This window comes from Brevibacillus centrosporus, assembly GCF_046622605.1.
Lineage (GTDB): Bacteria > Bacillota > Bacilli > Brevibacillales > Brevibacillaceae > Brevibacillus > Brevibacillus centrosporus.
This window is the reverse complement of the sequence record NZ_CP176856.1, coordinates 3,809,386-3,835,274: the sequence shown is the minus strand read 5'-3', so window position 1 is coordinate 3,835,274 and position 25,889 is coordinate 3,809,386. Positions and strand designations below refer to the sequence as shown.

Sequence of the window (25,889 nt, the reverse complement as noted above, 5' to 3'; positions counted from 1 at the left end):
CTGTCATTCCTTGTAGGGAATGGCAGGTTTTTTTATTTCAGCAAGGTCTTTAGTCAACTTATGGGGATAGTCGTGAAATCGGTTAATTCCGTGCAAGCCAAGACATACTACCACGTGAGGAAACCAAACCAAAGGTGGTGTCTGGCGTGGACCAAGACAAGCTGACACTTTTTCGAGTTAAGCTGCTGGAGCAGAAAAAAGAGCTGGAAGATCGCGTGCAGGACCATTACGGCATGAGAGAACCGATGACGACTTCTTTGCAGGAGTTTGCCATGTACGATAACCATCCCGCTGATATTGGCAGTGAACTGTTCGAGCGGGAAAAGGATTTGGCGTTGGATAGCCTGGACAGGGAGACACTGAAGGAAATTGATCAGGCGCTGACACGAATGGATGAAGGGACATACGGGACTTGTACCGTTTGTGGAGCGGCTATTTCTGAGGAGCGTCTCGAGGCACTGCCGCAGGCACAGACCTGCAAGGAACACGCACCAGCGCCTACGATCAACGAATCCCGTCCTATAGAAGAGGAGTTTTTGATGCCTCCTTTTGGGCGCACCTCGCTTGACGAAAAGGAAGGGCAAAACGGCTTTGATGGGGAAGATGCGTGGCAAATTGTAGAGGCATGGGGTACTTCGAGCACTCCGTTTTCATACGTGGATAACGACAAGACCGATTACAAGGAAATGTACATCGAAAGTGATGAGCCAGATGGTTTTGTAGAAGATGTAGAGGAAATCGGGTACACCGACATCGATGGCTATCACGGTCAGGACAGCGTTCACTTTATGCGGAGCGGCACCTACGAGGAGTATATGCGAAAAGGCGAGGGGAAAGGGAATTACCTGAACTACGACGACTACGAAGATGAGCGGGCAGAGAGGGAAGGCAGAAACGATTTGATGTAGCCAGGAGGACCACAAATGCAAATCGAGCGTGTAGAGACGTACCCGCTGCTCTATAAGCTTCCACAAGCGTATGGCGACGCAAATGGTTACAAACGGTACCGCACATGCTTTCTGATTCGCGTGATTACCAAATCGGGAATAGACGGTTGGGGGGAAATTATCGATTGGCTCCCTACGCTTCAGTCAGGCTTCCGAGAGCGAATCATTCCCTATTTGCTCGGTAAGATGGCAACAGATCGACTCGCGCTGACAGATGTCATCAGCAAATGGCATCAGCGCTCGGCAGCGGGAGTGAGCATGGCTTTGACGGAAATCGTTGCGAAAAGCGCGGGGTTGTCTGTCTGTGATTTGTGGGGTGGCAAATTTCATCAGCAAATACCGGTTTACGCTTCTTTTCAATCCTACTGGGAAGCCAGTGACTGGAGGGAGCGCTCGATTGAAAAGGTCCTGCAGGAGGTTGCAGCTGGGCATAAACAGGTGAAAGTAAAAATCGGAGGGCGCTCATTGCAAGAGGATTTTGCCCATATCAGGCGTCTCATGCAAACACTGCCAGAGGATGTTCTTGTCGCCTTGGATGCTAACCAGAGCTACGATACGTCTCATGCACGTAAGTGGGAGAGGGTATTTTCCCAGTTTCCCAATTGGCTGTGGCTAGAGGAGCCGATGCCGCTGGACCGCGCGCAGGAGTATGGAATGCTGCGGGCAGCTATCCAGGTACCCATTGCGGGCGGAGAGAATCTGGTTCAGTGCGCTCAGTTTTTACCGCTGTACCAATCTGGGGCGTTGGATATAGCGCAGCCTGATTTGCTGCACACAGAGGGGATCGAAGCTTACCGGACACACTTGCAGCTGGCAAGGCAGTATGGTTATCGGGTATCCCCTCATTCTTTTGATGGCAGTCTGGCTCGGCTGTATACCTTATTTGCTCAGGCTTGTCTTCCGGCATGGTCAAAAATGGATGCCGATCCCATCGAGCCCGTTGAGTGGGATGCAATGGAGAATCCGTTCACACAGTTGTTTCCGTTAGCTCCGGTGCAAGGCAAGGTCACCATCCCGGAAGGAGTCGGAATTGGAGTTTTGCCGGACTGGGAGCTTATTAACGCGATGCGCTGGGATGGCAGCGTTTATGCGTAGAAGAAGGAGTCTCTTATGGCGCAAAATGCAAAAAACTTGATTGGCTTAACGGGTATCCCTCTGGTCATGGTGTTGGGAAATTCCATGCTTATTCCTGTATTGCCAACCATGAAAGCCAAAATGGATCTCACCTCTTTGCAGACGAGCTTGCTCATTACTGCCTTTTCCATAGCAGCTGGCATTGTCATCCCATTTGCCGGGTATCTTTCAGACCGATTCGGCAGGAAAATCGTGATCATCCTCTCCCTTGTCGTGTATGGTGCTGGAGGGCTTTTGGCAGGACTTGCCGCATTATGGTGGGATGATCCGTACTCGCTCATCATGGTAGGGCGAGTTTTGCAGGGGATCGGTGCGGCGGGTACCGCACCCATAGCCATGGCGCTGGCAGGGGATTTGTTTAATGGTGCGTCGGAGAGCAGGGCTTTGGGGCTCATGGAAACGTCAAACGGCCTTGGCAAGGTACTAAGCCCGATTTTTGGCTCACTGCTTGCCCTGATCTCCTGGTACATGGTGTTTCTGGCCTTTCCGATTATCTGCGGCGTCGTGCTGCTGTTGTTTTTATTCCTGACGAAAGAAAAGAAGCAAGAAAAACAGCCCATACCGGTGAAGCAATACCTTCACTCTATCGGGCAGGTTTTTAAGCAGCATGGGAAATGGCTGATTCCCGCCTTCTTTATCGGGAGCATTTGCTTATTCACTCTGTTTGGCGTGCTGTTCTACTTGTCAGACCTGTTGGAGGAAAAATACAAGATTGATGGCGTGATCAAGGGTGGCTTTCTAGCCATTCCACTGCTGGTCATGAGTATCGCTGCATATGTGACGGGCCTGATCATTAAAAAGAAGCTTGGGCTCATGCGGTGGTTTGTCATCGTGGGGATGTTCCTGCTCTCCGCTTCTTACGTTCTTGCCAGCTTTGTAAAAGGGGCATATCCGCTGATCGGTATCCTAGTAATTGGTAGCGCTGGTACGGGGCTCATTTTGCCCTGCTTAAACAGTATGATTGTCGGAGCGGTGCAAAAAGCGGAGCGGGGGATGATCACTTCTTTGTACAGTGGTGTCCGCTTCATCGGGGTTGCGATCGGCCCCCCCATCTTCACGTGGCTTTTGGACATTTCACGGACGGTCATGTTTTGGTCGATTGCGGGACTATCCCTCGTTTTTGGAGTCGTGGCGATCTTCTTGCTAAAGCCCAAACAGGCACAGCAGCAAACACAGGCTGGCGGCGAACAGGATCAGAAAGCTGCCGAGACTAAAGGATGGAGACAGGTATCTGAGCTGCTCGGGATCGAGCCGGCTACACCCGATGAAAAGAGAAAGGAAACAGCAGTGGAAAAGTACGGGTTTGACCCGGATGAGCTTCTAAAGCGAATTTTGTCAGGGCAGAAAGAAAAAGAAAAAAATTAACAGGCATCTCCCAATCAGTCTCACCCCGTAAAAGGGGAGGGGCCGATTCGGGCAGTGCCTGTTTCGTCAGAATTGAGCAAATCGATGAGTCAATGCGCGAGCCAGAGCAAGCGGATAGACGTCATCGTAAAGCAGGCGGCTAAATTGCGGATCGCCTTTAACATCGGTAGGGAAGTGTGAAAAAATAACGGTTTCGGCTACATCACTACCGGAGGGGAGGCTGGCGTATTCCAGGACACGGGCTATGTAAATATCTTTTCGCATCGAATGGTCGACTGTGTACTGTCCGATTCGTTCTATTCCATCCAAAACGGCTCCCGTTTCCTCGTACACTTCTCGTACAGCAGCTGCCAGACTGTTCTCCCCGGGCTCTACTTTACCGCCGGGCAATTCGATCCCGCGAGTTCGATGGCGGGTGAACAGAAGCTTCCCATGCCAAAACGGAAAAATAAGAACATGCCGTGCCTCGTGGTTGCTGTATTCCTCGTGTTCAAAAGTCAACTCGACTGGCAAGCCGAAGTCATCTAGAAAAGCGTGCATGACGAGATCTCCTTTGCTAATCTGTGCTTCATGGCTGTTGGATTTGCAGCGAAATGTGTTTGACGGCTTTCATCGCTTGACCGACAGCAAGAGAAAGGCTAGCGTAGGGTGCGCCATTGCTGACGTCACCTAGCGCGTATATCCACTCAGATGCGGATGTACGCTGAAATTCATCTGTTTTCAGGTAAGCATCTCCGAAGGTAGCCAGTGGAGAAAATACGCTGCTGTTTCCGTGTACACCAATTCGCGGAAGGATCCAGTCCACGACAATTTCAGCAGGCTGGCTATTGCTAGCAGATCGAAGCCTCAGTGCGATTCGATCCTGCCTGGCTTCGTAGGACTCTATTTCCGTTTCCCAGAAAACGCGAAGGTTTGGCAGCTTCTCCAGCCGAGCAATCCACTCGGAGCGGGCCCGCAAATGATCACTCCGGACGAGAAGATCTACATGCCGGGCAAATCTGCTGATATTGGAGGCACTCTCGAGAGCGCGGTCTCCGCCGCCGATGACAGCAACATCCTGAGCCGACAGCATGTCTGCCTGAGCCGTCGTGGAGAAAGAAGTCGTCAGCACCTTCTTGCAGCCTGAAAGAGCAGGAATCTCATTGGGACTTGCACCCGTTGCGGCAATGAAAAAGTCTACGCGATAGTCCGATTTCGTCGTTTTCACCATGCGAGTTGAAACATCAATGGAAATGATGGCTTCTTCCAGTCGCGGCTGCACGGCATCAATGGCGGGATGTCTCAATAGATCATCCAGCAGAGCTGAACCATTGGCGTAAACGCGGGGAGGAAGGTCCACGATTTCGTTGCGGATTTGCAGCAGTTGTCCGCCGAGATGATCTGCTTTTTCCACCAGAAGACAGGATAATCCTAATCGTTGGCACCAAATGGCCGCGGACAGTCCTCCGATGCCGCCGCCTGCGATCAGCACCTGTACGTGTTCCACTCTTTTGTCCCCCCGATTTTTTCTTACGTACCAAATATACCTAGTTTTAGACTACCTGTTTCGTATCCAGAGTGCAAGAATGTTCCGAGCTGCAACGTGGGAGCAGGTTCCTTCGTCATACAAAATGCCGGGAGGATGTGGTAAAATGGGACAAGAATTGCCAAAATCTTGGGAAACTTATCCGCGATTGTGCAAAATTCGACGAAAAGGGAGTGACCAACGTGCCCGCAAAAATGGAAAAACCTCAGACTCCTTCCAACCAGGCAAGCAAGAAAAAACGGCGTGGACGGCGAAGCAAAAAAATGTATGTGCTTCTGCTTTGCTGCCTGTTCTTTTGTCTGGTAGCTGCCGGAGCTGGCTATGCTCTCAGTCAGTGGAACAAGACGTTGGAGGTCGTCACCGAGGATCCGTATCAGCTCCCTGATCAGCCAAAAGTAGAGCAGCCCTACGAAGAAAAGGAATCGCTTTCCTTTGTGATCGTTGGCCTGGATACTCGGCAAAATATCGGGATGCTCAACACCGACGTACTGGTAGTGGCCGTCGCCAATCCCGTAACCAAAAAACTTACGATGGTTTCCCTGCCACGGGACACTCGTGTAGAAATCCCGGGCTATCCTGGGTATCACAAAATAAACGAAGTCTTTGCTTTGGGAGAAGAAATCAAAAAGCGCGCAGAAAGCAAAGGGCAGACAGTTACGGAAAATGGGATGACCTTGCTAAAGAAAACCTTGGAAAGCATGCTTGGCGTAAACGTAGGCCACTATGTCCAGCTTGACTTTGAGGGCTTCACAGCTGTAATCGACAAGCTAGGCGGTGTTAAGGTCGATGTCGACAAAGACCTGGTTTATGAGCTTCCGCAAGAAGGCGTTTATCGGAGCCTGAAAAAAGGAACACAGGTATTGAATGGAGAGCAGGCGCTTGGTTTTGTACGTCATCGCTTGGATAAGCGGGGTTCTGCCTACAATTCCAGTGACTTTGACCGGAACAGACGACAACAGCAGGTGATCAAGGCTGTTGCAGACAAAGTGGCTTCCGTCGATGGTATTTCGAGCCTGACCGCTGTCTTGGAAACGGTAGGCAAGCATATTCGGACCGATTTGTCCAAGGATCAAATCAATGGATTGGCGATGGATTTTGGCACCATCTCCTCTGAAAGAATGACGTCACTGGATAATGGTGCGGTTTGGATTTCTCCGTACACTCTTTGGCCAAAGGAGAATATGGGGGCGATTCGCACAACCCTCCAGGCAGAGATGGCATCGGAGAAAAAGGGTGATTTGGTAAAATTAAGTGATGCGGCCGTCGTAGAGGTGGCACAGGCCGAAATCAAGAATCAGCCAAAACCGGCATCGAAGCCAGCGGCAACAGTACAGACTGCTTCTCCTGCGACCCCTGCTAAAGAGCCTGACAAAAAGCCAAATTCAACGAAGCCGACAACGCCTGCAAACAGCGATGTCGATCCGACGAATCTGGTTCCAGATGGGACGTCAGATGGACCAGGAAACGGCCAGGAAGGCACAGAAGAGCAGCCGTACTCCCCTGACATGCCACCGCCTGATATTTTAGCTCCGCCTGCCCCCGTTGAAAGCGGAGAAGGAGCGTCTCAAGGCGGGGTGTAGCACCTTCCTTAGGCAATCGTACATATACTGCAGGAGTGACCGATCGCTTCATTGGATTTCCTGACCTGCTGATGGGAAGGAGGGGTGTGCGCGTCATGAAAAACCTGCAGGAGACCATGAAACAATTGCAAAGAACATCTGAAAGTCTGTCCAAACTAAGCATGAACCAGGAGAATCCTTGGCAGGCATTAAGCCAGATGAATCAGCTATTGGACACGAACTTTTGGGAAAACCTCGTAAACCTGACGGGGCAGTCCACGGCTCAGGCGACTACGCAGGTGAGCGAGGCAGTCCCCACCATTTCGAAAACGAGGAAAAAGCAAAAAGAGAAGCAGAGGGAAAAGGAACAGCCGCCTGTGATCATGTATCAGAGCGATCACGATGCTTTTCCGGTTACCGATATTTATCAAACGGAGCAGCTCGTGATTGTCTGCTGCGAATTGCCCGGATTTGCCCGAGACAGCTTGGAGGTCACGCTCACGGAGCAGCGGACATTGGAGATAAAAGGGACGATCAAGCGACATCCGCAGGCACAGTTCTGCATTCAGCAGGAAAGGGTATACGGCACCTTCAACCGTCAAATCGAGCTGCCGGTTTCGGTCAGTGCAAAAGGGATGAAGGCACACTATCAGGATGGCTTATTGGAGCTGTATTTGCCAAGGGATGGCTCACCTCATGACAGAAAAGCGACGTTTCGGGCGAATTTATAATCTGTACCAGGCTGCCAGTTTCCCTTGGCAGCCTTTTTTCTACTATCTGCAGCTATTGTAGGCTCGTACACAATCAGACAAAAACAGTGCTAATGCTAGCCATTAACACTGCTTTAAATATTCCCGACGAGAGGTTGGTCCACCACGCTGGGATCGAGCGTGTTTGTAGAGCTTGCCCCGTTTACAGTGTTGACGAGGTTGCCGGTATTGCCACCGCCAGAACCGGAAAACGTCTTGGTCGCACTCTTAGGAGATATGTTGAGGGTGTCTCCAAAGTTGACGGTTCCCGAGTTACTGTTGATATTGACTGCACCGATGATGGAAGGCAACGATATCTCCTCCTTTCACGTTCGCCACCCTCTACCTAGCGCTTGTTCCGTACCAAATGCCGTATATTTTTAACGCGCGTTTCCATTTCTACACATTCGCTCGAACCGATGTGAATAACCGCGGATGCGGCGGCGAAGCTGACATTCACTTTATCTACCCGGATCGAAGGATTTTCATGAAAGGTACTAGTCGTAATGGGTTCGCAATCGCTAGGTAAAGGAAATGGCTCACAGAAAGCGACATAGTCCCGAAACAGAAACTCGTTTTCAAAAAAGATGACTTTATCCCGCTGTACGGCAAGGATGTACGATTGGGCCTCCACCTTTTGGGAATCGCCGATCTGCAGGACGGAGGACGAGTCGATGGAAATGTTGGTTAAGGAATGGACATGGCTCGTTCTGCTGTTCATGATCCACATTCTCCTTTTTCCTGAAGCCATAGGATAAGAGAGGAGGCGGGCTGTCATCCCCATGCAGTCTTCGGATTTTCGCTTGGCTATTCTTATGGCGTCGGTTCTGGCGTCTCCTCTGGCTGTGTCACGCCTACAATGTAGCTCTCCGGCGGGGTCTCATTGATGGTTTTCAGGACAATAGAGTTGCAGTCACCGATAAACAAAGAGGCTGCAGAGGCAAGGTTGATGATATTTACAGCTCCGACGCGGATTTCGCCATTGATCACTTTATAGATCATGACCGCCGTCAATCCCTCCACGCGGCAAATTTTTAATAAAGGACTCACAAGTTCGTTCGATATCGCGCTTGACCTTTTGAATCGTTCGTTGGCAGACAGCGTCGATATGCTCGGGCTCCCAGCCTTCCGCTTCGGACTGCTTCAAATAGTAGCGAATGCGGGGATCAATCTGTTTTTTGATGTCATCCATGATAAAGGCGCGATACGTGTCATCGAGGGGAAAACCGGCTTCTTCCTCGATACGTTGGAGTACCTGGTACGCGTCATGCCCAAGAAAATCGTATATTTCCTGCTGGACGCGATGAAAAGCGGGAGTGTCCGCTGTTCCGGCAGTGGGTCGTTCCTCTGGCGATTGGCCAGGAATGGACAGTTCCCCCATGCCAGCATCGGCACCTTTTGGATTCAAACCGATATTTAAGGTGCCTTCCAGACGTTCGACCTTTAGCAGATCAAATTTGTATTCATTTCTTATGACGGGAGGAACCTGTTTTTCCTTAAGCTCGTTAATGTCCTGGTTCAGTTTTTCAATCAGCTTTTTCATCGCTTCCATATGCTTGTTTTGTGCTTGCAAATATTCGTGAAGCTGCTGAAAGTACTGCATCATTTCTGGACCCATATACATACCGATCATCCTTACCTATCTTCTGACAAATGTAACGAAACTCACCTGGGCTCCACTAAGGGGATGAGCGGGACAAACATATCGGGACGGGGGCGTTCACGTTCCATTTCTTCCCCCGGCTCGATGGTTGCTTCCGGTGCTCGCTCCGTAAAACCGCCTGAGTTGTATAGTTGTGATAAAGGTTTAATGACACCCGCACTCCCGATTTGAAAGACGGACGAGTTGGTAAGACCATCGATTTTCAGAGTGTGGATCGTAATGTTTTGATGGACAATAAAATTCATGGGCAATCCCGTCCCTTGGGCGCTGGCTCACGCAAATCTTGGACAAATGCAGGCCAATCATCGTTATTCGTATCATTCACATAAACGACACTGCGTGGAATTCTCACGTTCAATGTCGTTCCGGAATTAAAAGAACCTCCACCAGCAAAGGTTTTGGCATAGCTTACAGGAGAAATTTTGCGGACATCCCCGACGTTGAAGACACCACTGATACTGTTGACATTGATGACTCCCACGATTGCAGGCACAAGTACCTCACCCCTCTGGAGAAATCCTTTTTGTATTGTATGTGAATGTCTAGTGGGTGTTCATATCTGTTTTTGCCACCTCTTGATGGGCGTAGGCATAAGCTGAATGAGGCACACCGCTGAACGTGCTCATTCCCTATGAAGAAGAGGAGATAAAGAGATGGAACTGAAAATGACCGTCCATAACAAAAAAATAGAGGTCGGGGAGTTTGACTGCGATGGCGTTTCCCAATCCTCCATCGTCCTGATTGGGGATACGGAGGAAATCATCAGCTCAACGGTATTTGATACACCTGCAGACTCCTTGATCATCAGCAAGCAGCTGCCCATTCGCAAACATTACGAATAAGGTTGATTTGTCCCGTATTTGTCACGGTAATGACTGAGTGCCAACAGCGGCCAAATCCACCGGTAGCTGTGGTAAGCAAAATAAATGCCCCCAGGTCTTCCTCCGCCGGTCGGATAGGCAGTCGTCCAATCATGGCGATCCTTGGATTGAAGGAGAAACTGAATGCCTCGCTCCACAGCAGGCGGAGGCTTGGGAAAAACAGAGATGAGGGCATCTACGGCCCAGGCGGTTTGGGAGGGGGTGCTCACACCTAGGGCCACATACGATTTTTTCTCGTCACTCTTGCAAGACTCTCCCCATCCGCCGTCGTCATTTTGCTGTCGAATCAGCCAGTTCACGGCTTTTTGCACGGCCTCGCTGTCTGCAGGCACACCTACTGCCATCATGCCGGTTAGTGCTGCCCACGTCCCGTACAGAAAAGCGATTCCCCATCTGCCGTACCAGGAGCCATCGGGTCGCTGCTCGCTCAGGAGCCAGTGAACTGCCTTTTGCACCTGCGGATGGTTCATGCGAATCCCCGCATAATTGCCGAGAAACTCCAGTGTGCGGCCCGTCAGATCCGCGGAGGAGGGGTCAGTGCTCACTGTATCTGAGCCCTCGATCGGCAACTGCGAAATGACAGCTGAGTTCGTATTCTTTTCAAATGCAGGCCATCCACCGTCGTCGTTTTGCATGGTCATGAGCCAATCCAGGCCTCGTTTCCAGGCAGCAGCTGTGGCTTGGTCTGCTTTTGCTTGCGCGAAAATGGCGCGCAGGGCAGCTGTCGTGTCGTCGATATCGGGATTCATCGTATTCTGATCTGAAAAGCCCCAGCCTCCAGGAGAAGCGTGCGGGTTGCGAATTTTCCAGTCGCCATAAGTTGTCTGCTGCTTTCCTAGCAGGTACTTAAGGGAGCGTTGGAGGGATGGGTGGGAGGACTCAATCCCGGACTGCTGCAGGGCATAAGTGAGCAGTGCCGTATCCCAGACTGCTGAGGTAGCGAGCTGGAGATGAGCGTCTTCACTCGTGCGGTAAACCGCAGCCAGCAAACCCTGCATGGCGTGCGTGATCTTGGGATGCTGAAGAGGGTAGCCCTGTGCCAGCAAGGCAAAAATCATCAAAAAAGTAGAAGTCGAATACGTGTACAAAGTTCCGTCCGGTTCGATCCGCTCCAGGATGTACGTTTCCAGACGGCGCAAAGAGACCTCGCGGAGCACACTCGGGAGAAATGGCAGCGTACGTACAAAGCTGTGAATAGACGCGAGGAAGCCTTGCGCATCCTTGGCGAACTGCTCTATGCGGCGATGAGGATAAATACCAGGCGAGATGGCAGGACCGACGTACAGGTCGGATAAATCCGGAGTAGCTGGATTGTGGAAGACGTATTTCCGATCGGCAAAGATCATCATCGGTGCCAGATGGACGCGAGCGTAGCCTACAAAATCGTAGAAGCTCAGGGGAGAGGTGGGCGGGAGCAAGGTCAGTTCGACGGGCACCATAAAATGCTGAGGCCACTGATACTGACCTGTCAAGGCTGCCGATATTTTCGTCAGCATATTGGCTTCGTTCAGCCCTCCGTTGGCGCGGATGAAGGACTTGGCCATTTCCATACGGGGATCTGTTTTTTTCAAATAGCCGGAAAACAGCAGGGCGAAGTACGAGTCGATCGTGGCAGAGAGATTTCCATCGGCTTCATCCGTGTACAGCTTCCACGCTCCGTTCGGCTGCTGTTTGCCTGCGATCCGGTTGGCCAGTCCCAGCATCAACTCTTCATCATGAATCCCTAAAGTGCGCAATAGGATGATCATGTGAGTGTCCGTCAGTGTACCGCTTTCCAGACAAAACCGCCAAGAACCGTCTTGTGCTTGCTTTTGAAGCAAGATCGTTTGCATGCGCTGGATTTCTGCAGATACTTCACGCAACTGTTTCACCTCCAGATGCTTGGGGACATGAGGAGAGAGGAGGGACTGCTTTGAACTGGTCTTGGATGGTCGATCCACCTCTTTTGTCCCTTGCCAAAGAAATCAAACAGGTCATCGCCAGAAAAAAGGACATGTCAAAAGCCGCTGACCTGTCCGCCAGTGAAAAACAGCTAGTGAGGGACATATGGGAGCAGACAAACGTGCGAAACGTGGACAATGTCGAAAGAACCCGCGCGTACCTGGACTATTACCAGAAGCATACCGAGATTCACTGGGCGCTCTTGGCTCATCTGGTTTCCAGAAACGCAGGCTGGAGCATGACGGATTTAAGCGGGGAGCTGCTCCCGCGTTTGCTTTCGGTCAAGGAACAGCGGGACTATTTTTTCTTTCTTGAACGCGGAAACTGGCTGATTTTTCGAGACGTTTACCCTCAGTTGTTACTGTATGAAGAAAGTGTGCGCAGACAGACCAACCTTTTTCACCTCTTGCCCCAATTTCAGGTCTCTGTGTTTACCCAAGCTCTCTGGAATCACTTCTGGAAAGCAGGAGACTGTGAGCTTCTGGCAGCTGGTCTGATCGTAAACGAGCAGCAGCATTTAGAGGTGCAGGTCATGCAGAACGAGTCTTACAAAAAAACGGTTCTCGACACGCTGCCCTTTACCTTTCAGGAGCTGCTTTCTCTCAACCAAATACTGTTTCCGTGCCAAGGAGACAAAAGGCCGCTGCGATTGGTTGGAGAAAGTGTGTCGCATTTCGCGTCATTGCTTGAACGCATATCGCTGGGCAAGCGATTGTATGTCCTTTTGTTTCGTGAAGAAAAGAATCTCGCGTCTGTTCTTGCTTGGGCGTCCAGGCAGCCTCACACAGGATCGAGAAAAGACTTCTGGCCGCATCTGTTTCACGATATAAAGGAGGGACTTCCAGGAAAGCCGCATCAGAGGAGGGTGGAAAACTGCCAGCTGAGGAGCAAAATGAGCCCGCTCTACTCCCCCCAGCTACAGCAGGCATGGAAGCAGGTTGAACACGCTGAGCCAATGGAGAAGGACTGGTACCGTAGCCATGATGTCCTCTCATTGCTGCGATTGCCGTCTCTGCCAGAAGAAGAGCAGGTTTCCATGGGCGAAGTCTACTGCCGCACGCTGGAAAAAATAGAGCTTGCGGTCATCGCACGGGGAAAAATCTTTGGCACATAAGCAAGGATAAGGAAATGATTTCCTCTTCTTTCGGCGAGTGTTGTAGTAAAATAGGAAAGGGAACGAATGTTTTGTGACCACCGCAATCACAGAAATACTTGCAACAGTAGGGAGTAGGAAGTTTATGAAAGTCGTCATTGCAGAAAAACCGGACCAGGCCATGAAGCTCGCCAGTCCGTTTCCACATAGAAAACAACAGGGCTATCTCGAAGTGCATCCAAACCGGCTTTTTCCAAAAGGCGCCTTTTTCACTTGGGCAGTCGGACACATCTGTGAGCTGGTTCCTCCGGAGGCGTACAATCCGGCTTGGAAAAAATGGTCGATCCAAACGCTGCCGCTCATCCCGGAATCCTTTCGCCATCAGGTGATGGGCTCCAAAGCCAAGCAGTTCGGGATCATCAAGCAGCTGCTCAGGCGCTCCGAAGTAAAAGGCATCATTCACGCGGGCGATGCCGGGCGTGAGGGAGAGCTGATCATTCGGACGATCGTGGAGCAGAGCGGTGTCCATAAACCGATGAAACGCCTGTGGATCTCATCTTTGACGGAAAAGGCAGTGACGGCGGGATTTGAATCGCTGCTCGATGAGACAGAGACCCGCAATCTGTATTACGAAGCCTACAGCCGCTCCTGTGCGGATTGGCTCGTCGGGATGAATGCTTCACGAGTCTACACCATTTTGTTGAAGCAAAAAGGGATCAGCGATGTGTTCTCTGCGGGCCGCGTACAGACTCCCACCTTGGCATTGGTGGTCAAGCGAGAGAAGGAAATCGCCTCCTTTAAGCCAGAGCCGTTCTGGGAGGTAAAGGCCACCTTTGAAGTGGACAAGAAGCGCTATGATGGGGTCTGGCACAACGAGGGGGAATCGCGCATCAACGATCCGGCATTGGCAGAGCGGATCGCTGCTTTTTGCAAGGACAAGCCTGCTCAGGTGCATGAGGTAGAGACCGAGCGAAAGGAATTTTTGCCGCCTTATTTATTCAATCTCTCCTCGCTGCAGGCAACTGCGAACAAGCTGTTTAAATACTCGCCGCAAAAGACGCTCGAGATCGCGCAAAAGCTGTACGTGAAAGGCATGCTGTCGTATCCTCGCTCGGACTCCGCTTTCGTCACAGCAGAGGAAGCCAAGACGTTTCCGGAAATCTTGTCCAAGCTGTCCAAGCAGCCGGATTACCAGGCTAGCTTTCCGACACCAAAGACATCAATCGCGCAGGATCGTCGCTACGTCAACCAGAAAAAGGTCACGGACCACTATGCCATCATCCCGACAGAGCAGGTGCCGAATATTTCCAGGCTGCCGGATGACGAGCGGAAAATATACGACCTCGTCGCCCGTCGCCTCATCGCTGCTCACTATGAAAGCGCCTTGTTTGACTACACAACGCTGACGACTTTGGTCGATGGACGAGCCGTTTTTATCAGCAAAGGGAAGGTGCAGATCCGCGCTGGCTGGCGGGAAGTGCTCTTTGATGAGGATAAAGAAGACAAAGAGTCGATCCTGCCACCTCTGGCAAAAGGTGATACGGGAAAGGTACGCAAGGTCGAAGCAAAGGAAAGCAAGACCCAGCCGCCCAAACGCTACACGGAAGGCCAGTTGATTACGCTGATGAAAACAGCCGGCAAGCATCTGGACAATCAGGAGCTGGAAAAAGTCCTGATGAAGACAGAGGGACTCGGTACGGAAGCTACGCGTGCAGGGATCATCAACATGCTCAAAGAACGCAAATACATCGAGGTGCGCAAAAACCAAGTGTTTGCCACCCAAAAAGGCACGCTTCTCATCGATGTCATTGGCGACAAGATTTTGGCTTCACCGGAGATGACGGCTCGCTGGGAACAAAGACTTGGCCAGATCGGTCAAGGGGAGGCGTCCGCGCAAGCTTTCATGGAGCAGGTCCGCAAGCTGTCCCACAAAATCGTTGAGGATGCCGTGGAGCAGTCTCGCGAGTGGAAGCTGGAGAGCTACGACGTATCCTCGATGCCCAAGCAAGCCTCCAAGTTTACCCTGGGCTCGAAAGTGGCTACCTGCAAAGCGTGCGGCGGTGATCTCGTCGACAAAGGCGATTTTTACGGCTGTGCCAATTACAAGAAGAGCCAATGCAGTGTGACCGTCTCCAAAACGATCATGGGTAAGAAAATCTCTGCCGCCATGATCAAAAAAGTGATGGAAACCGGCAAGAGTAATTTGATCAAGGGCTTTCAGAAGGGCAAAGACAAATTTGATGCCTATCTGATCTGGGATGAGCAGGAGAAAAAGGCAAAGGTCCACCGGGAATGACAGCAGGTGGGTCTGTTGCCAAAGTATTTTTCTATTTTGAGCGTGCAATCTTGAAACTTACTTGAATAACTATCGTAGATACATGTATAGAGAAGTTCGGCTACCGACAATAGCCGTACTATCCAGTGAAGGTACTGAAGGAGGAAATACCATGTCCATTTTTAAAAGACTGCGTGATTTGACGATGTCCAATCTGTATGCCCTCATCGAAAAGGCAGAAGATCCCATTAAAATGACCGACCAATATCTGCGTGATATGCAGGAAGACCTGGAAGAGGCAGAAAAAGCGGTCGCAGCCCAAATTGCTTTGGAAAAGAAATTCAAGGTGCTGTATGAAGAGCAGGAAGCTTTGGTGAAAAAGCGCGACGAACAGGCGCACATCGCCGCTCAGGCGAAGAATATTGAGCTGGCACGCCGAGCGCTGGAAGAGAAAAAATCAACTGAGCAAAAAATGAACGAATACAAGGATGCTTACGAGAAAAACAAGGCAGCAGCTGATGCGTTGCGCGACAAGCTGGCTGAGATGAAGAAACAGGTGACTGAGCTTAAAAACAAACGCGAGACGCTGGTTGCTCGCGTGAATGCAGCAAAAGCGCAAAAGACCATCAACCAGGCGATGGCAGGCTTCGATTCCAACTCTGCGATGTCAGGCCTCAAACGCATGGAAGACAAAGCGCTGCAGCTCGAGGCAGAGGCAGAGGCCAGTGGAGAAATCTACAAAAAAGGCAAATCCTTGGATGAGGAGATTGCGGAGCTGAACAAGGATCAGCAGGTCGAGGACGAACTCGCAGCGTTGATGAAAAAATACGAGGGGTAAGCCGCTCTTAGCGGTTCCCCCTTTTTTTCGCCAAAGTTGGCTCGATAATGACGACGTTTGAAGAAACGGATTGTTTATGTGGGGGGAATGACACGGTGACGTGGGTAGAAGTATTAGCCATGCTGGTATGGACGGGCGCAGGAGCGATCTTGCTGTTTGTGCTGATGTGGGTCGATTCCTTGTTTACAAAGTACAAGGATATGACCGAGATGAAAAACGGAAATATCGCAGTGACGACCCGCTTTGTGATGAAGCTGTTCGCGCAAGGATATATCTTGTCTCAATCGATTCTCAACTCCAATGACTTGTGGACCGCCTTGCTGGCATCTGTGGTATCATTCATCATTTTGTTCCTTTTGGAGAGGATCGTGGAAATCGTGTTTCGCATCGGGGCAGGATTCGATCTGGAGGAAGGGGTCAAGCAAGGAAAAGTGGCACATGCACTGCTCGCAGGGGCCTTCCATATCGTGGGTGCCCTGATCCTGGCAGCATGCCTGTAATTTCAGGCAGGAGGGAGTACAACCATGAGTTTGTTCAAACGGATTCAAAATATATTCGCCAAGCCTGAGCCGCTCGTACAGGAAAAAAGCATCCTGACAGTGGGTCCGTCAGATGTGGTCGAAGTATCGCTCGTGACCTACCAGGTGACGGGAAAAGCGCAAAACCACAGTCGCAAGGCAACGATGCTCACCCTGCAAGACGGAAACACCATTCGCTACCTGTATATCGAAGAGCGGGAGCGCACTATTTTCCACCTCTACAGTGTCATTGATGGCCGCCTGGAATCGGTAGAGGAAGTGCCGAGCACCATTGAAATGGACGACATCAGCTATCACTTGGAGGAGCAGTATACGGGCAGGATCAATGTCGTAGGGAAAACGCCGTTCCAGGCTTCCGGAGAGCAGTACATCTGGCAATTTCAATCAGATGGACGTCAACTGCTGCGGATTGAATGGCAGGACGGCAGGTTTATGCTGTACGAGGGAGAGTCCGTTCTTCCAGCGGACGTGCAGGTCTTACGCGGGACGTAAGGAGGTGTGGGAATGCCACAAAAATGGATGAAATCAATCAAGCTCATGCTGCTTCCCGCCTTGTTCCTGCTTACGCTTGCCGGGTGTGGAAGTCCGTCCGTAGGAGACACGTACCCGCTTGAATCGGTATCCTCCAAGGACCAGGGACAAACTTCGCGCGTCTATCGTGCAGAAAACAAGTCGGTACCGGTAGTGGCGAAAGAGCTTGCCGATCAAAATACGCCGGATGAAATATCCAAAGAAGACTCGCAGCACATGTTCCTCATTTACCCGAATGAAGTCTATCACCTTCAGCAGGATGCAGCGAAGCCATCCGATACGCTGATTGAGATTGATACGAAGGAATACGTGCGCAACAACTACGATTCTTCTTTCTTGCAGGGCTACATTTTAGCCAGCGTCCTCGATGATCTGTTCGATGGGCACAAAAAGAGCTATAAGGGCAGCTATCGAGGCTATTCGAGCAAGGATATCTACAAGCCATCTGGAACGTATCACGTACCAACAGCCGAAGAGAAAAAAGCAGCTCCACCTGTCACGACTTCTGGCAAAGGAAGCATCATCAAGCGGGGAAGCACCGCGAAAAATTCAGATTCCTCGGTTGGGTCTGACGGAAATATCCTCAAGAAGCAAGTCGAGCCGTCGAAAAGCAGTTCAGGTAAAATTATTCGAAACTCCAGCAGCTCTTCATCGAGCTCCAGCAGCTCCGTCGCACCTAAGCGCTCTTCTATCTTTTCTTCCCCGAAGAGCAATTCACCCCCGCGTACGAAAACGGGTGGATTTGGACGGATCACGAAACGGAGATAGAAACAGAGAAGACACGTTACAGGCGAGTGAATCCTTGACGTGTCTTTTTTGTGGATTCTATTATCTGTTAATTCAGAAAAGTGAATTGACTTTTATCCAGTTGGCTTGCTAGTCTATGGGTAAAGTACCAAATGAAGGGATCGATTCTTATGCATGTTGCTTTGCGGATGGATGATACCTTGCGCCGTGCCGCCCTGCTTTACCCGGAGGTAGAATCGGTCATAGAAGGCGAGCGCAGCTGGACGTATCGGCAATTTCAGGAGGAAGTGCATCAGCTTGCCCGTGTCATGACTCGGATGGGCGTGGAGAAGGGGGATCGCGTAGCGGTTCTATCTCCCAATACAGCGGCGATGCTGCAGCTGTTTTATGCTTGCTTTCAACTCGGGGCGGTTGTCGTTCCCTTAAATATCAGACTGCTGCCACACGACTATTTGTACATCATCGAGCATGCAGAGGCGAAGCTGTTTTTTGCAGACGATGAGCTGATTCCGCTGGTGGAGCCGATTGTTGAGTCGCTAACGACCGTGACATCCTTCGTAGTCATGCCTGTAGATGGACGACCAGCCACACGTGATGGGTGGGAGTCTTATTCAGACCTGCTCGCCGCAGAGAGCACAGAGCCGTGCATAAACGAAATCGCAGAAACCGATCTCGCCACGATCCTCTACACCAGTGGCACGACTGGCAAGCCAAAAGGGGTCATGCACTCGCACCGGACGCTGTACTTCAATATGCAGAATACGATGTTCCATCTAGGGGCAAATGATAGTGATGTTCTTTTGCATACGCTGCCAATCTTTCATGTGAACGGGTGGGGAACTCCCTTTTCGTTTACCGCAGTAGGGGCCAAGCACGTCATGCTGCGCAAGATCGATCCGCCGCTGATCCACTCCATGATGAAAAAAGAAGGAGTGACGGTCGCCTGCATGGCTCCGACCGTCCTGAACATGCTGATCAATGAACCACGCTTTGTGGAAGACAAAATCACTGGACCGATGCGAGTAGTCATCGCTGGCTCAGCTCCGCCTACAGCTTTTGTACGTACGGTTGAACAGCAGCTGGGTTGGGAGTTTTTGCAGGTCTACGGAATGACAGAATGTGCTCCTCTGATCACCGTATCTCCGATCAAGCATCACTTGCTCCAAGAGAGCGAGGAAAAGCGTTTCCGCATGAAAGCAAAGGCCGGGATTCCCATGCACAATGTAGAGATTCGCGTCGTGGACGATGAGGATCGGGATGTGCCCAAAGACGGAGAGAGTATCGGGGAGGTTATCGCACGAGGGAACATGGTCATGGAGGGCTATTGGAAGCAGTCCGAGGCAACGGCCGCCGCGATCGTGAACGGCTGGTACCATACGGGTGACATGGCGACGGTTGACGCAGAAGGCTACATCGATATCGTCGACCGTAAAAAGGATATTATCATCAGTGGAGGGGAGAACATTTCCTCCATCGAGGTGGAAGGTTTGCTGTACGAGCATCCGGGAATATTGGAAGCGGCGGTTATTTCTGTGCCACATGAAAAATGGGGGGAAGTCCCGTACGCTATCGTTGTCCTTAGGCCAGGGACCATTCTCGATGGCGACGAGTTGGATCGTTTTTGCCGGGAGAAGATGGCTGCCTTCAAATGCCCAAAAGGCTTCAGCATCGTAAATGAACTTCCGAAGACCGCCTCGGGTAAAATACGAAAAGTCGAGCTCAGACAGCCATTCTGGCAGGAAAAAGGCAAACTGGTCAATTGAAAAGTCCACAAAAGGCAAAGTCGATGCTCCCATTTGGGGGATCGGCTTTTTTGTGTGCGAAAGGAGCTAGAAAAAATAGAGAGCGCTTGCATTCATGGTCACTTTGAAAGCAGCCAACATGTATTTCATAAAGGAATGAATCTATCGGTTAGGGAGTTTGTAAGATGAAAATAGACGAATGTTCGACGTGTGAAAGCGATTACCATTCGATTCGCCTCGAGATTTGGACTTCGTTGACGAAAACATGATCGTTTATCGACAAAAGAAGAAGGGATATGCACCCAGTATTCGACAGTTTTTGTTGCGGGCATTGGCTATGATGACATTGTGCTTACGCAAAAGGCAATGGCCAGCAGGCAGATAGGAAAATGGCGGAAGGGAGTGCTCAGCGATGCTGGAAAAAATACTCGAACTACGGTCGCAATCCAAGTCGATTGCGCAGATTGCAGCAGAATGCGGGTTAACCATCGGACAGGTCAAGTACCAGCTGCAAAAGGAAAGAGCTAAACCGACAGAAACCAGCGCCCAAAAACCGACGCCGAAAGAGTCTTTGCATCGACAGGAGCGGGAGTGGCGTCTCCCGACATTTTACGGGCGTGATCTCGTCAAGGTTATGGCACAAGGGCCAACGGTATTATTTGTGTATTGGGAAATTACGTGGCCTCGCATGAGAATGGTCGCCTCCTATTTGCAGGCTGATTACCGCCACATTCAAAAAGGCCTTCGCATCTACGATGTAACGGACCGGATCTTTACCGGACAAAACGCCCATTCCATTCAGGATGTGCACGTCCAGGAGGATGCACAATCCTGGTACGTACGCGATGTGAACCCTGGCCGCACGTATCTGGTAGATTTCGGTTTGTACGATCATGGACGATTTTGTCCCATCCTTCGCTCAGAACCGGTGGAAACACCGCGAAATACAAAAGCCACTTGGGGTGAGCCACTGATTGAACCAGCCCCGGAAGGGAACACCCCGTCGTGGTTTGAGAACTTCTCCTCTTATTCCCTCTATATGAAATCAAACAAATAAGTGAGGTGTCATCGGTGAACAACGGTTATCTCTCCCTCGTGTTGCATGCTCATCTGCCCTATGTAAGACACGGGGAGCGGGACGATTACCTGGAAGAGCGCTGGGTATACGAAGCCATGCTGGAAACCTATCTCCCCTTGCTCATGGTGTTCGACAAGCTGCTCGCAGACGGAATCGATTTTCGCATGACCCTTGCTGTTTCCCCCACGCTATTATCCATGATTGATGATGAACTGATTCAGTCCCGATTTCAAACGCATCTCGCCAAGACTGTTGAACTGGCTGGCAAAGAAGTAAAGCGAACCATGAATGCTCCTAGGGAGAACCGTGTCGCAAAGATGTACCTCGAACGGTTTCGTGAGATCGCCACTTACTGCCGCAAGCTAGACTTTCAACTGATTTCCGGACTCAAGCGCGCGCAGGAGAGCGGCTGCCTCGAGCTGATCACTTGCGCGGCCACCCACGCCTTCCTTCCCTATGTAGAAACAGAAGAAGCCATACGCGCCCAGCTCTTGGCGGGGATCGAAACACATGAACGAATCCTCGGAAAACGGCCAAACGGGATATGGCTGCCAGAGTGCGGGTTTACTCCAGGACTGGATCGTTTGCTGAAAGAGGTGGGACTCCATTACTTCTTCGTCGATAGTCACACGATTTCGCACGCTACACCTACTCCGATGAGAGGACTGTACGCGCCGCTGCAGACTCCTTATGATGTCGCTGCCTTTGCCAGAGATGAACAGGCTTCCCGGCAAGTGTGGAGCTCGTTTGACGGCTATCCGGGCGACTACGACTATCGGGAGTATTACCGCGATATCGGTTTCGACCGGGAAATGGATTACATCGCTCCCTATATTCATCCAGAGAGGATCCGCGTAAATACAGGGCTGAAATATTACCGGATCACCGGGAAAACAGGGCAGAAGGATTGGTATGAGCCGGATTGGGCGCGGGAAAAGGCAGCATCGCATGCAGGTCACTTCCTCTACCATCGGGAGAGACAGGTAGAAGAAGCATCTTCCTGGCTGGATCGTGAGCCGCTTGTGGTAGCTACCTATGATGCAGAGCTTTTCGGTCATTGGTGGTATGAAGGTCCGCTGTTCCTCGACTTTTTGCTGCGAAAAACCGTATGCGACTCACAGCACGTGCAATTGATTACCCCTTCCGAATATTTGGCAAAATACCCTGCGCAGGATCGAGCACGCTTGCCTATGTCCACATGGGGACGAAATGGCTATGGTGAGGTCTGGCTGAACGAGAAAAACGGCTGGATGTACCGTCATTTGCATCAGGCAGAACGAGATCTGATTGCAGCTGTACATAGTTGCGAAATCGCAAAAGGACAGAACGTCAAAAAGGACGCATGGGTCAGTCGTTGCCTGAAGCAGGCAGCGCGGGAATTGATGCTGGCACAGAGTAGTGACTGGGCATTTATCCTCGATGGACAGACGGTAGTGGATTATGCTGTGCGACGCTTTCACGATCATTTGGTCAGGCTGCGAGAGTTGTTGGACATGATTCATACGGATCAACAAAATGACGCCAGACTCGTTGAAATGGAGAAGGCTTATCCCATCTTTCCGACAATGGATGAGTCGTACTATCTGCCATTTCGTTCGCATAGAGTGAGCGTATCGCATCAAATGGTGGCGGCAACGGATTATCAGCAAGCGGAGCGAAAGGTATTGATGCTCAGCTGGGAATTTCCTCCTCATGTCGTAGGTGGTCTGGGAAGGGCTGTGTTTGACTTGGCCCGTGAACTCGTGCGGCAGGGAACCGAGGTCCATGTGCTGACAGCAGCAGCTCACGCAGAGACCGGACAGGAGATGGTGGATGGCATTTACGTCCATCGCTTAAACGGCTACGCAGGATCCGAGCAAGGCGACTTTTTGCAGTGGGTGTTCCAGTTGAATCTGGCCATGGTCGATAAAGCAGAGCAACTCAGCAGGGAAGGACTGTGTGTCGACATCGTTCACGGGCATGATTGGCTGGTTAGCTGGGCTGCAATGGAAATAAAGGAGCGAATGGCGATTCCGCTGATTACGACGATCCACGCGCTGGAGCATGGGCGTCATCAAGGAATCCACACGCCGCTTCAGCAGCGGATTCACGAGAGTGAGCACGCGCTTGTGAGCGTGTCGGATCACGTCATTGTATGCAGTCACTACATGATGGGAGAAGTCCAGAAGCTGTTTGGCGTCCCCGATGAAAAGATCCAAGTCATTTACAACGGCGTAGAGCTTCCGGAAGACACGTCTGTACAAACGGCAGAGCTTCGACAGGAGCTTTCCCTAGGAGAGGGTCCGATCCTGTTTTTCGTGGGGCGGCTGGTACGTGAAAAAGGTGTGCACTTGCTTCTGGAGGCCGTATCCCGTTTGGCTTGGGAGTTTCCAGATGTGCGAGTCGTCATAGCAGGAAAAGGCCCGAGCGCAGCTGAGCTCATGAGCCTGTCGGAGCAATTGCACATAGTTGACAAAGTGCGCTTTCTCGGCTTTGTCCACGACGAGCGGAGGAATCAGCTGTTCCGTATGGCAGATGTAGCTGTGTTCCCTAGTCTGTATGAGCCTTTCGGGATTGTGGCACTCGAAGCGATGGCATTTGGGACGCCATTGCTTGTGGCTGACACGGGCGGCCTACGGGAGATTGTCAGACATGGGGAGAATGGCGCGATGATGTATGCCGGGCATGTCGATTCGTTAGTGGATCAACTACGCTGGCTGTTGAGCGACCCTGACATGCGTCACAAACTGGCACAAAGAGCCAAAGCAGACGTCCAGCAAAACTACGACTGGGCGAAGCTAGCCGCACAAACAGCGGAATTGTATCGCCAATTTACTATCGCTTCAAAGTGGACGGCAACTGCGACATAAAAAGACCCAAGAGGGCACCGAGATGTCAGCACCCAAGAAGGAGAGGAATTATCGATGAAAGCAGTGATCATGGCTGGCGGGAGGGGAACCCGTCTACGTCCGTTAACATCTCACACTCCAAAACCAATGGTGCCATTACTTAATCGCCCATGCATGGAGTACACCATCGATTTACTGAAAAAGCATGGAATCACGGAAATTGCCGTAACCTTGCAATTTTTGCCGGATGCGATCCGAAATTATTTTGGTGACGGTTCTGCGTATGGGGTATCTCTGGTTTATTTTGAAGAGACGACTCCACTCGGTACGGCAGGCAGTGTAAAAAACTGCGCCGACTTTCTCGATGAGCGCTTTATCGTCATCAGCGGCGATACGTTAACCGATATGGATTTGTCTGCGGCGATCTCCTTTCATGAAGAAAAAGAAGCATTGGCTACGCTGGTTCTGACACAGGTCGAGACGCCTTTGGAATTCGGAGTTGTGATGACCGATGAAAGCGGACGGATTATTCGTTTCCTGGAAAAGCCGACGTGGGCAGAGGTGTTCAGCGACACGGTGAACACGGGTATCTACGTATGCGAGCCTGAGGTGCTTTCTTATATTGAAGACAACCGGGAAGTCGATTTTAGCAAGGAAGTCTTCCCAACCTTTTTAAGTGAAGGAAAACCGATGTACGGTTATTCGGCGGACGGATATTGGTCCGACATCGGTTCGCTGGCGGTCTATCGCCAGGCACAGTTTGACATGTTGGATGGAAAAGTCGATCTCGAAATCAAGGCACAAGAAATCGCCCCACGTATTTACTTCGAAAATCATGTGCGGATTGATTCCTCCGTACGACTGGAAGGTCCCGTTTTCATCGGGGAAAACGTTCATCTGCAGGCAGGTGCCTCGATCGGTGCCTACTCCGTGCTGGGAAGCAACACGGTGGTCGCCACAGGAGCTCAGCTTTCCCGTGCCATCATTTGGGAAAACACACTGGTCGGGAAGAAGACGGAGATGACGGGAGCGACGATTTGCCGGAATGTACAGATTGCCCAGTCGGTGCTGATGGGAGAAGGGGCCGTGATCGGGGATAATTGCCATCTCGCTGCCAAATCTGTCGTGAAGGCAGGCGTGAAAATCTGGCCGGACAAAGAGGTCGGCGAGAGCGCAACTGTCAGCACATCCTTGATCTACGGTGCGAAGCAGACGAAAAATCTGTTTGGCACGAATGGCATCAAAGGAATCGGAAACGTCGAGATCACGCCTGAGTTTGTCACACGTCTGGCAGCATCGTACGCCTATTTGCTGAAAGCGGGAAGCCGAATTGCGCTCTCTGCTTGCACGCATCCGTTTGCCCAGCTGCTCAAGCACAGCATCATGACCAGCCTTTGCTCATCCGGGATCGACACGATTGATTTCGGGATCGGCAATGCTCCCTTGATGCGATATGGGGTGCGTGGCTTGCAATGCGTCGGCGGGATTCACGTCTACATGGCCGAACCCGTAGAGGAAAAGGAGATCGTCATTCAATTTGTCGATCAGGATGGACTACCCGTTTCACGAGATATGGAAAGAAAAATCGAAAATGCATACTGGCAGGAGACGTATGTGCGCACCCTGCATCATCTGGGTGAGCTGCATGTGGAGCATCAAGTGCAGCAGGCGTATTTGCGCGCTCTGATGGAAAGAATCGATTTGGCAAGTATCCAGCGTCAGCGCTTCCGGCTGCTGGTCGAGTGCGAACCGCGGTTCATGCCTACCTTCTTGGCCCCATTATTCGAATCGCTCGGTGTAACGGTACAGTACGGATCGATCCAGTCAGGGGTGAGCAAGCAAGGGGCAGACCTCGGAGTCCGGCTGGATAAAAATGGCGAGCAGATAGCGCTGTTCTCCGACCGTGGAGAAAAGCTCTCGGCCGAACAGCTGATCGCGCTGCAGCTTTTAGCATGCAGTGGTCAGCACAGCAAAATCGGGCTGCCTGTCAGCGCGCCGATGGAGCTGGAGCATCTCGCACAGCTGCTGCAGCTAAAGGTCGTACGCACCAAGGTCACGCCGAGAGCCATGATGGAAGTCGCACCAGAGGAACGCTTCCACCCGATGTTCGACGCGGTGTATAGCCTGATGCGGACCCTCTCGTATCTGGCAAAGGAAGAAAAACCACTCAGCTTGCTGCTCGAGCTTTTACCTGCGTGCCACATGGAAAAAAAGACCGTGTTTTGCCCATGGGCTTCCAAAGGAAAAGTAATGCGCAAAATGCTGGAGGAAAACAAAGGGAAGCCGCTGGAGCTTGTGGACGGGATCAAAGTTTACGATTCCAATGGCTGGGTCCTGATCCTGCCGGACACAGAAGATTCTCACGTCAAAGTCATTTCCCAAGGCGCAACAGCAGAGACAGCCGCGACATTGGCGTCCTCCTATGCAAGACGCATCGCGGAATACCAATAAAGG

Annotated in this window: 25 protein-coding genes; 16 read left to right on the top strand and 9 right to left on the bottom strand. The window is 51.3% G+C overall.

Annotated features, from left to right (window positions below; genetic code table 11):
• The first annotated feature begins 134 nt into the window (after window positions 1-134).
• Genes ACLIN2_RS19335 through ACLIN2_RS19325 form a run of 3 tightly spaced genes read left to right on the top strand, consistent with a single transcriptional unit; the run spans window position 135 to window position 3,446 of the window.
• Window positions 135-908 carry a TraR/DksA C4-type zinc finger protein gene (locus ACLIN2_RS19335; RefSeq protein WP_122959554.1) on the top strand — a complete coding sequence of 258 codons (774 nt, stop codon included), beginning with the start codon at window positions 135-137 and terminating at the stop codon, window positions 906-908.
• A 15-nt stretch (window positions 909-923) separates the two neighbouring features.
• Window positions 924-2,042 carry a mandelate racemase/muconate lactonizing enzyme family protein gene (locus tag ACLIN2_RS19330; protein ID WP_411501863.1) on the top strand — a complete coding sequence of 373 codons (1,119 nt, stop codon included), beginning with the start codon at window positions 924-926 and terminating at the stop codon, window positions 2,040-2,042.
• Window positions 2,043-2,057: 15 nt separating this feature from the next.
• Entirely contained in the window at window positions 2,058-3,446 is a 1,389-nt protein-coding gene (locus ACLIN2_RS19325) for an MFS transporter (protein ID WP_122959552.1), read from the top strand.
• Window positions 3,447-3,512: 66 nt separating this feature from the next.
• On the opposite strand, the gene ACLIN2_RS19320 is transcribed toward ACLIN2_RS19325, so the two are convergent.
• Window positions 3,513-3,986: an NUDIX domain-containing protein gene (locus ACLIN2_RS19320; RefSeq protein ID WP_411501862.1), complete on the bottom strand. Its 474-nt coding sequence runs from the start codon at window positions 3,984-3,986 to the stop codon at window positions 3,513-3,515.
• A gap of 28 nt (window positions 3,987-4,014) precedes the next feature.
• Window positions 4,015-4,932 carry an NAD(P)/FAD-dependent oxidoreductase gene (locus tag ACLIN2_RS19315; RefSeq protein WP_092267786.1) on the bottom strand — a complete coding sequence of 306 codons (918 nt, stop codon included), beginning with the start codon at window positions 4,930-4,932 and terminating at the stop codon, window positions 4,015-4,017.
• Window positions 4,933-5,153: 221 nt separating this feature from the next.
• On the opposite strand from ACLIN2_RS19315, the gene ACLIN2_RS19310 reads away from it, so the two are divergent.
• The gene (locus ACLIN2_RS19310; RefSeq protein WP_411501861.1) at window positions 5,154-6,551 is read left to right on the top strand and encodes an LCP family protein; all 1,398 of its coding nucleotides are present in this window, start codon (window positions 5,154-5,156) and stop codon (window positions 6,549-6,551) included.
• Between the two features lie 95 nt (window positions 6,552-6,646).
• Entirely contained in the window at window positions 6,647-7,261 is a 615-nt protein-coding gene (locus ACLIN2_RS19305; protein ID WP_328211161.1) for an Hsp20/alpha crystallin family protein, read from the top strand.
• 113 nt (window positions 7,262-7,374) lie between these two features.
• Here the strand turns inward: ACLIN2_RS19305 and ACLIN2_RS19300 are convergent, their stop codons facing one another.
• From ACLIN2_RS19300 to ACLIN2_RS19275, 6 genes are all read right to left on the bottom strand, one after another.
• Window positions 7,375-7,590, bottom strand: a complete 216-nt coding sequence (locus ACLIN2_RS19300; protein ID WP_092267788.1) for a spore germination protein — start codon at window positions 7,588-7,590, stop codon at window positions 7,375-7,377.
• Window positions 7,591-7,625: 35 nt separating this feature from the next.
• On the bottom strand, window positions 7,626-8,000 hold the full coding sequence (locus tag ACLIN2_RS19295) for a spore germination protein GerPE (protein ID WP_411501860.1): 375 nt from the start codon (window positions 7,998-8,000) through the stop codon (window positions 7,626-7,628).
• 92 nt (window positions 8,001-8,092) lie between these two features.
• Complete coding sequence (locus ACLIN2_RS19290; protein WP_411501859.1) at window positions 8,093-8,281, bottom strand: spore gernimation protein; 189 nt, start codon at window positions 8,279-8,281, stop codon at window positions 8,093-8,095.
• On the bottom strand, window positions 8,271-8,912 hold the full coding sequence (gerPC, locus tag ACLIN2_RS19285; RefSeq protein WP_411501858.1) for a spore germination protein GerPC: 642 nt from the start codon (window positions 8,910-8,912) through the stop codon (window positions 8,271-8,273). Before gerPC ends, ACLIN2_RS19290 begins: the two co-directional genes overlap by 11 nt.
• 32 nt (window positions 8,913-8,944) lie before the next feature.
• Window positions 8,945-9,187 (bottom strand): spore germination protein GerPB, encoded by a 243-nt coding sequence (locus ACLIN2_RS19280; RefSeq protein WP_400586698.1) that lies wholly within the window; start codon window positions 9,185-9,187, stop codon window positions 8,945-8,947.
• Complete coding sequence (locus tag ACLIN2_RS19275; protein WP_092267792.1) at window positions 9,184-9,435, bottom strand: spore germination protein; 252 nt, start codon at window positions 9,433-9,435, stop codon at window positions 9,184-9,186. Before ACLIN2_RS19275 ends, ACLIN2_RS19280 begins: the two co-directional genes overlap by 4 nt.
• 160 nt (window positions 9,436-9,595) lie before the next feature.
• Between ACLIN2_RS19275 and ACLIN2_RS19270 the strand changes: the two genes are divergently transcribed.
• Entirely contained in the window at window positions 9,596-9,784 is a 189-nt protein-coding gene (locus ACLIN2_RS19270) for a hypothetical protein (RefSeq protein WP_373863281.1), read from the top strand.
• Here ACLIN2_RS19270 and shc read toward each other — a convergent pair.
• On the bottom strand, window positions 9,775-11,685 hold the full coding sequence (gene shc / locus ACLIN2_RS19265; protein WP_174769274.1) for a squalene--hopene cyclase: 1,911 nt from the start codon (window positions 11,683-11,685) through the stop codon (window positions 9,775-9,777). The genes ACLIN2_RS19270 and shc overlap by 10 nt on opposite strands.
• A gap of 50 nt (window positions 11,686-11,735) precedes the next feature.
• Between shc and ACLIN2_RS19260 the strand changes: the two genes are divergently transcribed.
• From ACLIN2_RS19260 to ACLIN2_RS19215, 10 genes are all read left to right on the top strand, one after another.
• Window positions 11,736-12,878 (top strand): DUF2515 family protein, encoded by a 1,143-nt coding sequence (locus ACLIN2_RS19260; RefSeq protein ID WP_411501857.1) that lies wholly within the window; start codon window positions 11,736-11,738, stop codon window positions 12,876-12,878.
• Window positions 12,879-13,002: 124 nt separating this feature from the next.
• Window positions 13,003-15,153: a DNA topoisomerase III gene (locus ACLIN2_RS19255; RefSeq protein WP_328211163.1), complete on the top strand. Its 2,151-nt coding sequence runs from the start codon at window positions 13,003-13,005 to the stop codon at window positions 15,151-15,153.
• A 151-nt stretch (window positions 15,154-15,304) separates the two neighbouring features.
• Entirely contained in the window at window positions 15,305-15,970 is a 666-nt protein-coding gene (locus ACLIN2_RS19250; RefSeq protein ID WP_092267794.1) for a PspA/IM30 family protein, read from the top strand.
• 95 nt (window positions 15,971-16,065) lie between these two features.
• Window positions 16,066-16,470 carry a DUF350 domain-containing protein gene (locus ACLIN2_RS19245; RefSeq protein ID WP_092267795.1) on the top strand — a complete coding sequence of 135 codons (405 nt, stop codon included), beginning with the start codon at window positions 16,066-16,068 and terminating at the stop codon, window positions 16,468-16,470.
• 24 nt (window positions 16,471-16,494) lie between these two features.
• Window positions 16,495-17,001, top strand: a complete 507-nt coding sequence (locus tag ACLIN2_RS19240; protein WP_411501856.1) for a DUF4178 domain-containing protein — start codon at window positions 16,495-16,497, stop codon at window positions 16,999-17,001.
• Window positions 17,002-17,013: 12 nt separating this feature from the next.
• Window positions 17,014-17,808 carry a DUF4247 domain-containing protein gene (locus ACLIN2_RS19235; protein WP_092267797.1) on the top strand — a complete coding sequence of 265 codons (795 nt, stop codon included), beginning with the start codon at window positions 17,014-17,016 and terminating at the stop codon, window positions 17,806-17,808.
• 149 nt (window positions 17,809-17,957) lie between these two features.
• A complete protein-coding gene (locus tag ACLIN2_RS19230; RefSeq protein ID WP_411501855.1) occupies window positions 17,958-19,550 on the top strand; it encodes a long-chain-fatty-acid--CoA ligase in 1,593 nt (530 codons plus the stop codon).
• A gap of 391 nt (window positions 19,551-19,941) precedes the next feature.
• Window positions 19,942-20,586: a DUF4912 domain-containing protein gene (locus ACLIN2_RS19225; protein WP_328211164.1), complete on the top strand. Its 645-nt coding sequence runs from the start codon at window positions 19,942-19,944 to the stop codon at window positions 20,584-20,586.
• Between the two features lie 14 nt (window positions 20,587-20,600).
• Window positions 20,601-23,456, top strand: a complete 2,856-nt coding sequence (locus ACLIN2_RS19220) for a 1,4-alpha-glucan branching protein domain-containing protein (RefSeq protein WP_411501854.1) — start codon at window positions 20,601-20,603, stop codon at window positions 23,454-23,456.
• 54 nt (window positions 23,457-23,510) lie between these two features.
• Window positions 23,511-25,886: a sugar phosphate nucleotidyltransferase gene (locus ACLIN2_RS19215; protein WP_411501853.1), complete on the top strand. Its 2,376-nt coding sequence runs from the start codon at window positions 23,511-23,513 to the stop codon at window positions 25,884-25,886.
• Window positions 25,887-25,889: the final 3 nt, after the last annotated feature.

Bases quoted from the DNA above. Each gene is read 5' to 3' on its own strand.
- ACLIN2_RS19330 (WP_411501863.1), top strand. From the start codon at position 924: ATGCAAATCGAGCGTGTAGAGACGTACCCGCTGCTCTATAAGCTTCCA.
- ACLIN2_RS19325 (WP_122959552.1), top strand. From the start codon at position 2,058: ATGGCGCAAAATGCAAAAAACTTGATTGGCTTAACGGGTATCCCTCTG.
- ACLIN2_RS19320 (WP_411501862.1), bottom strand. From the start codon at position 3,986: ATGCACGCTTTTCTAGATGACTTCGGCTTGCCAGTCGAGTTGACTTTT.
- ACLIN2_RS19305 (WP_328211161.1), top strand. From the start codon at position 6,647: ATGAAAAACCTGCAGGAGACCATGAAACAATTGCAAAGAACATCTGAA.
- ACLIN2_RS19295 (WP_411501860.1), bottom strand. From the start codon at position 8,000: ATGAACAGCAGAACGAGCCATGTCCATTCCTTAACCAACATTTCCATC.
- ACLIN2_RS19290 (WP_411501859.1), bottom strand. From the start codon at position 8,281: ATGATCTATAAAGTGATCAATGGCGAAATCCGCGTCGGAGCTGTAAAT.
- gerPC (WP_411501858.1), bottom strand. From the start codon at position 8,912: ATGATCGGTATGTATATGGGTCCAGAAATGATGCAGTACTTTCAGCAG.
- ACLIN2_RS19280 (WP_400586698.1), bottom strand. From the start codon at position 9,187: ATGAATTTTATTGTCCATCAAAACATTACGATCCACACTCTGAAAATC.
- ACLIN2_RS19270 (WP_373863281.1), top strand. From the start codon at position 9,596: ATGGAACTGAAAATGACCGTCCATAACAAAAAAATAGAGGTCGGGGAG.
- ACLIN2_RS19255 (WP_328211163.1), top strand. From the start codon at position 13,003: ATGAAAGTCGTCATTGCAGAAAAACCGGACCAGGCCATGAAGCTCGCC.
- ACLIN2_RS19250 (WP_092267794.1), top strand. From the start codon at position 15,305: ATGTCCATTTTTAAAAGACTGCGTGATTTGACGATGTCCAATCTGTAT.
- ACLIN2_RS19240 (WP_411501856.1), top strand. From the start codon at position 16,495: ATGAGTTTGTTCAAACGGATTCAAAATATATTCGCCAAGCCTGAGCCG.
- ACLIN2_RS19235 (WP_092267797.1), top strand. From the start codon at position 17,014: ATGCCACAAAAATGGATGAAATCAATCAAGCTCATGCTGCTTCCCGCC.
- ACLIN2_RS19230 (WP_411501855.1), top strand. From the start codon at position 17,958: ATGCATGTTGCTTTGCGGATGGATGATACCTTGCGCCGTGCCGCCCTG.
- ACLIN2_RS19225 (WP_328211164.1), top strand. From the start codon at position 19,942: ATGCTGGAAAAAATACTCGAACTACGGTCGCAATCCAAGTCGATTGCG.
- ACLIN2_RS19215 (WP_411501853.1), top strand. From the start codon at position 23,511: ATGAAAGCAGTGATCATGGCTGGCGGGAGGGGAACCCGTCTACGTCCG.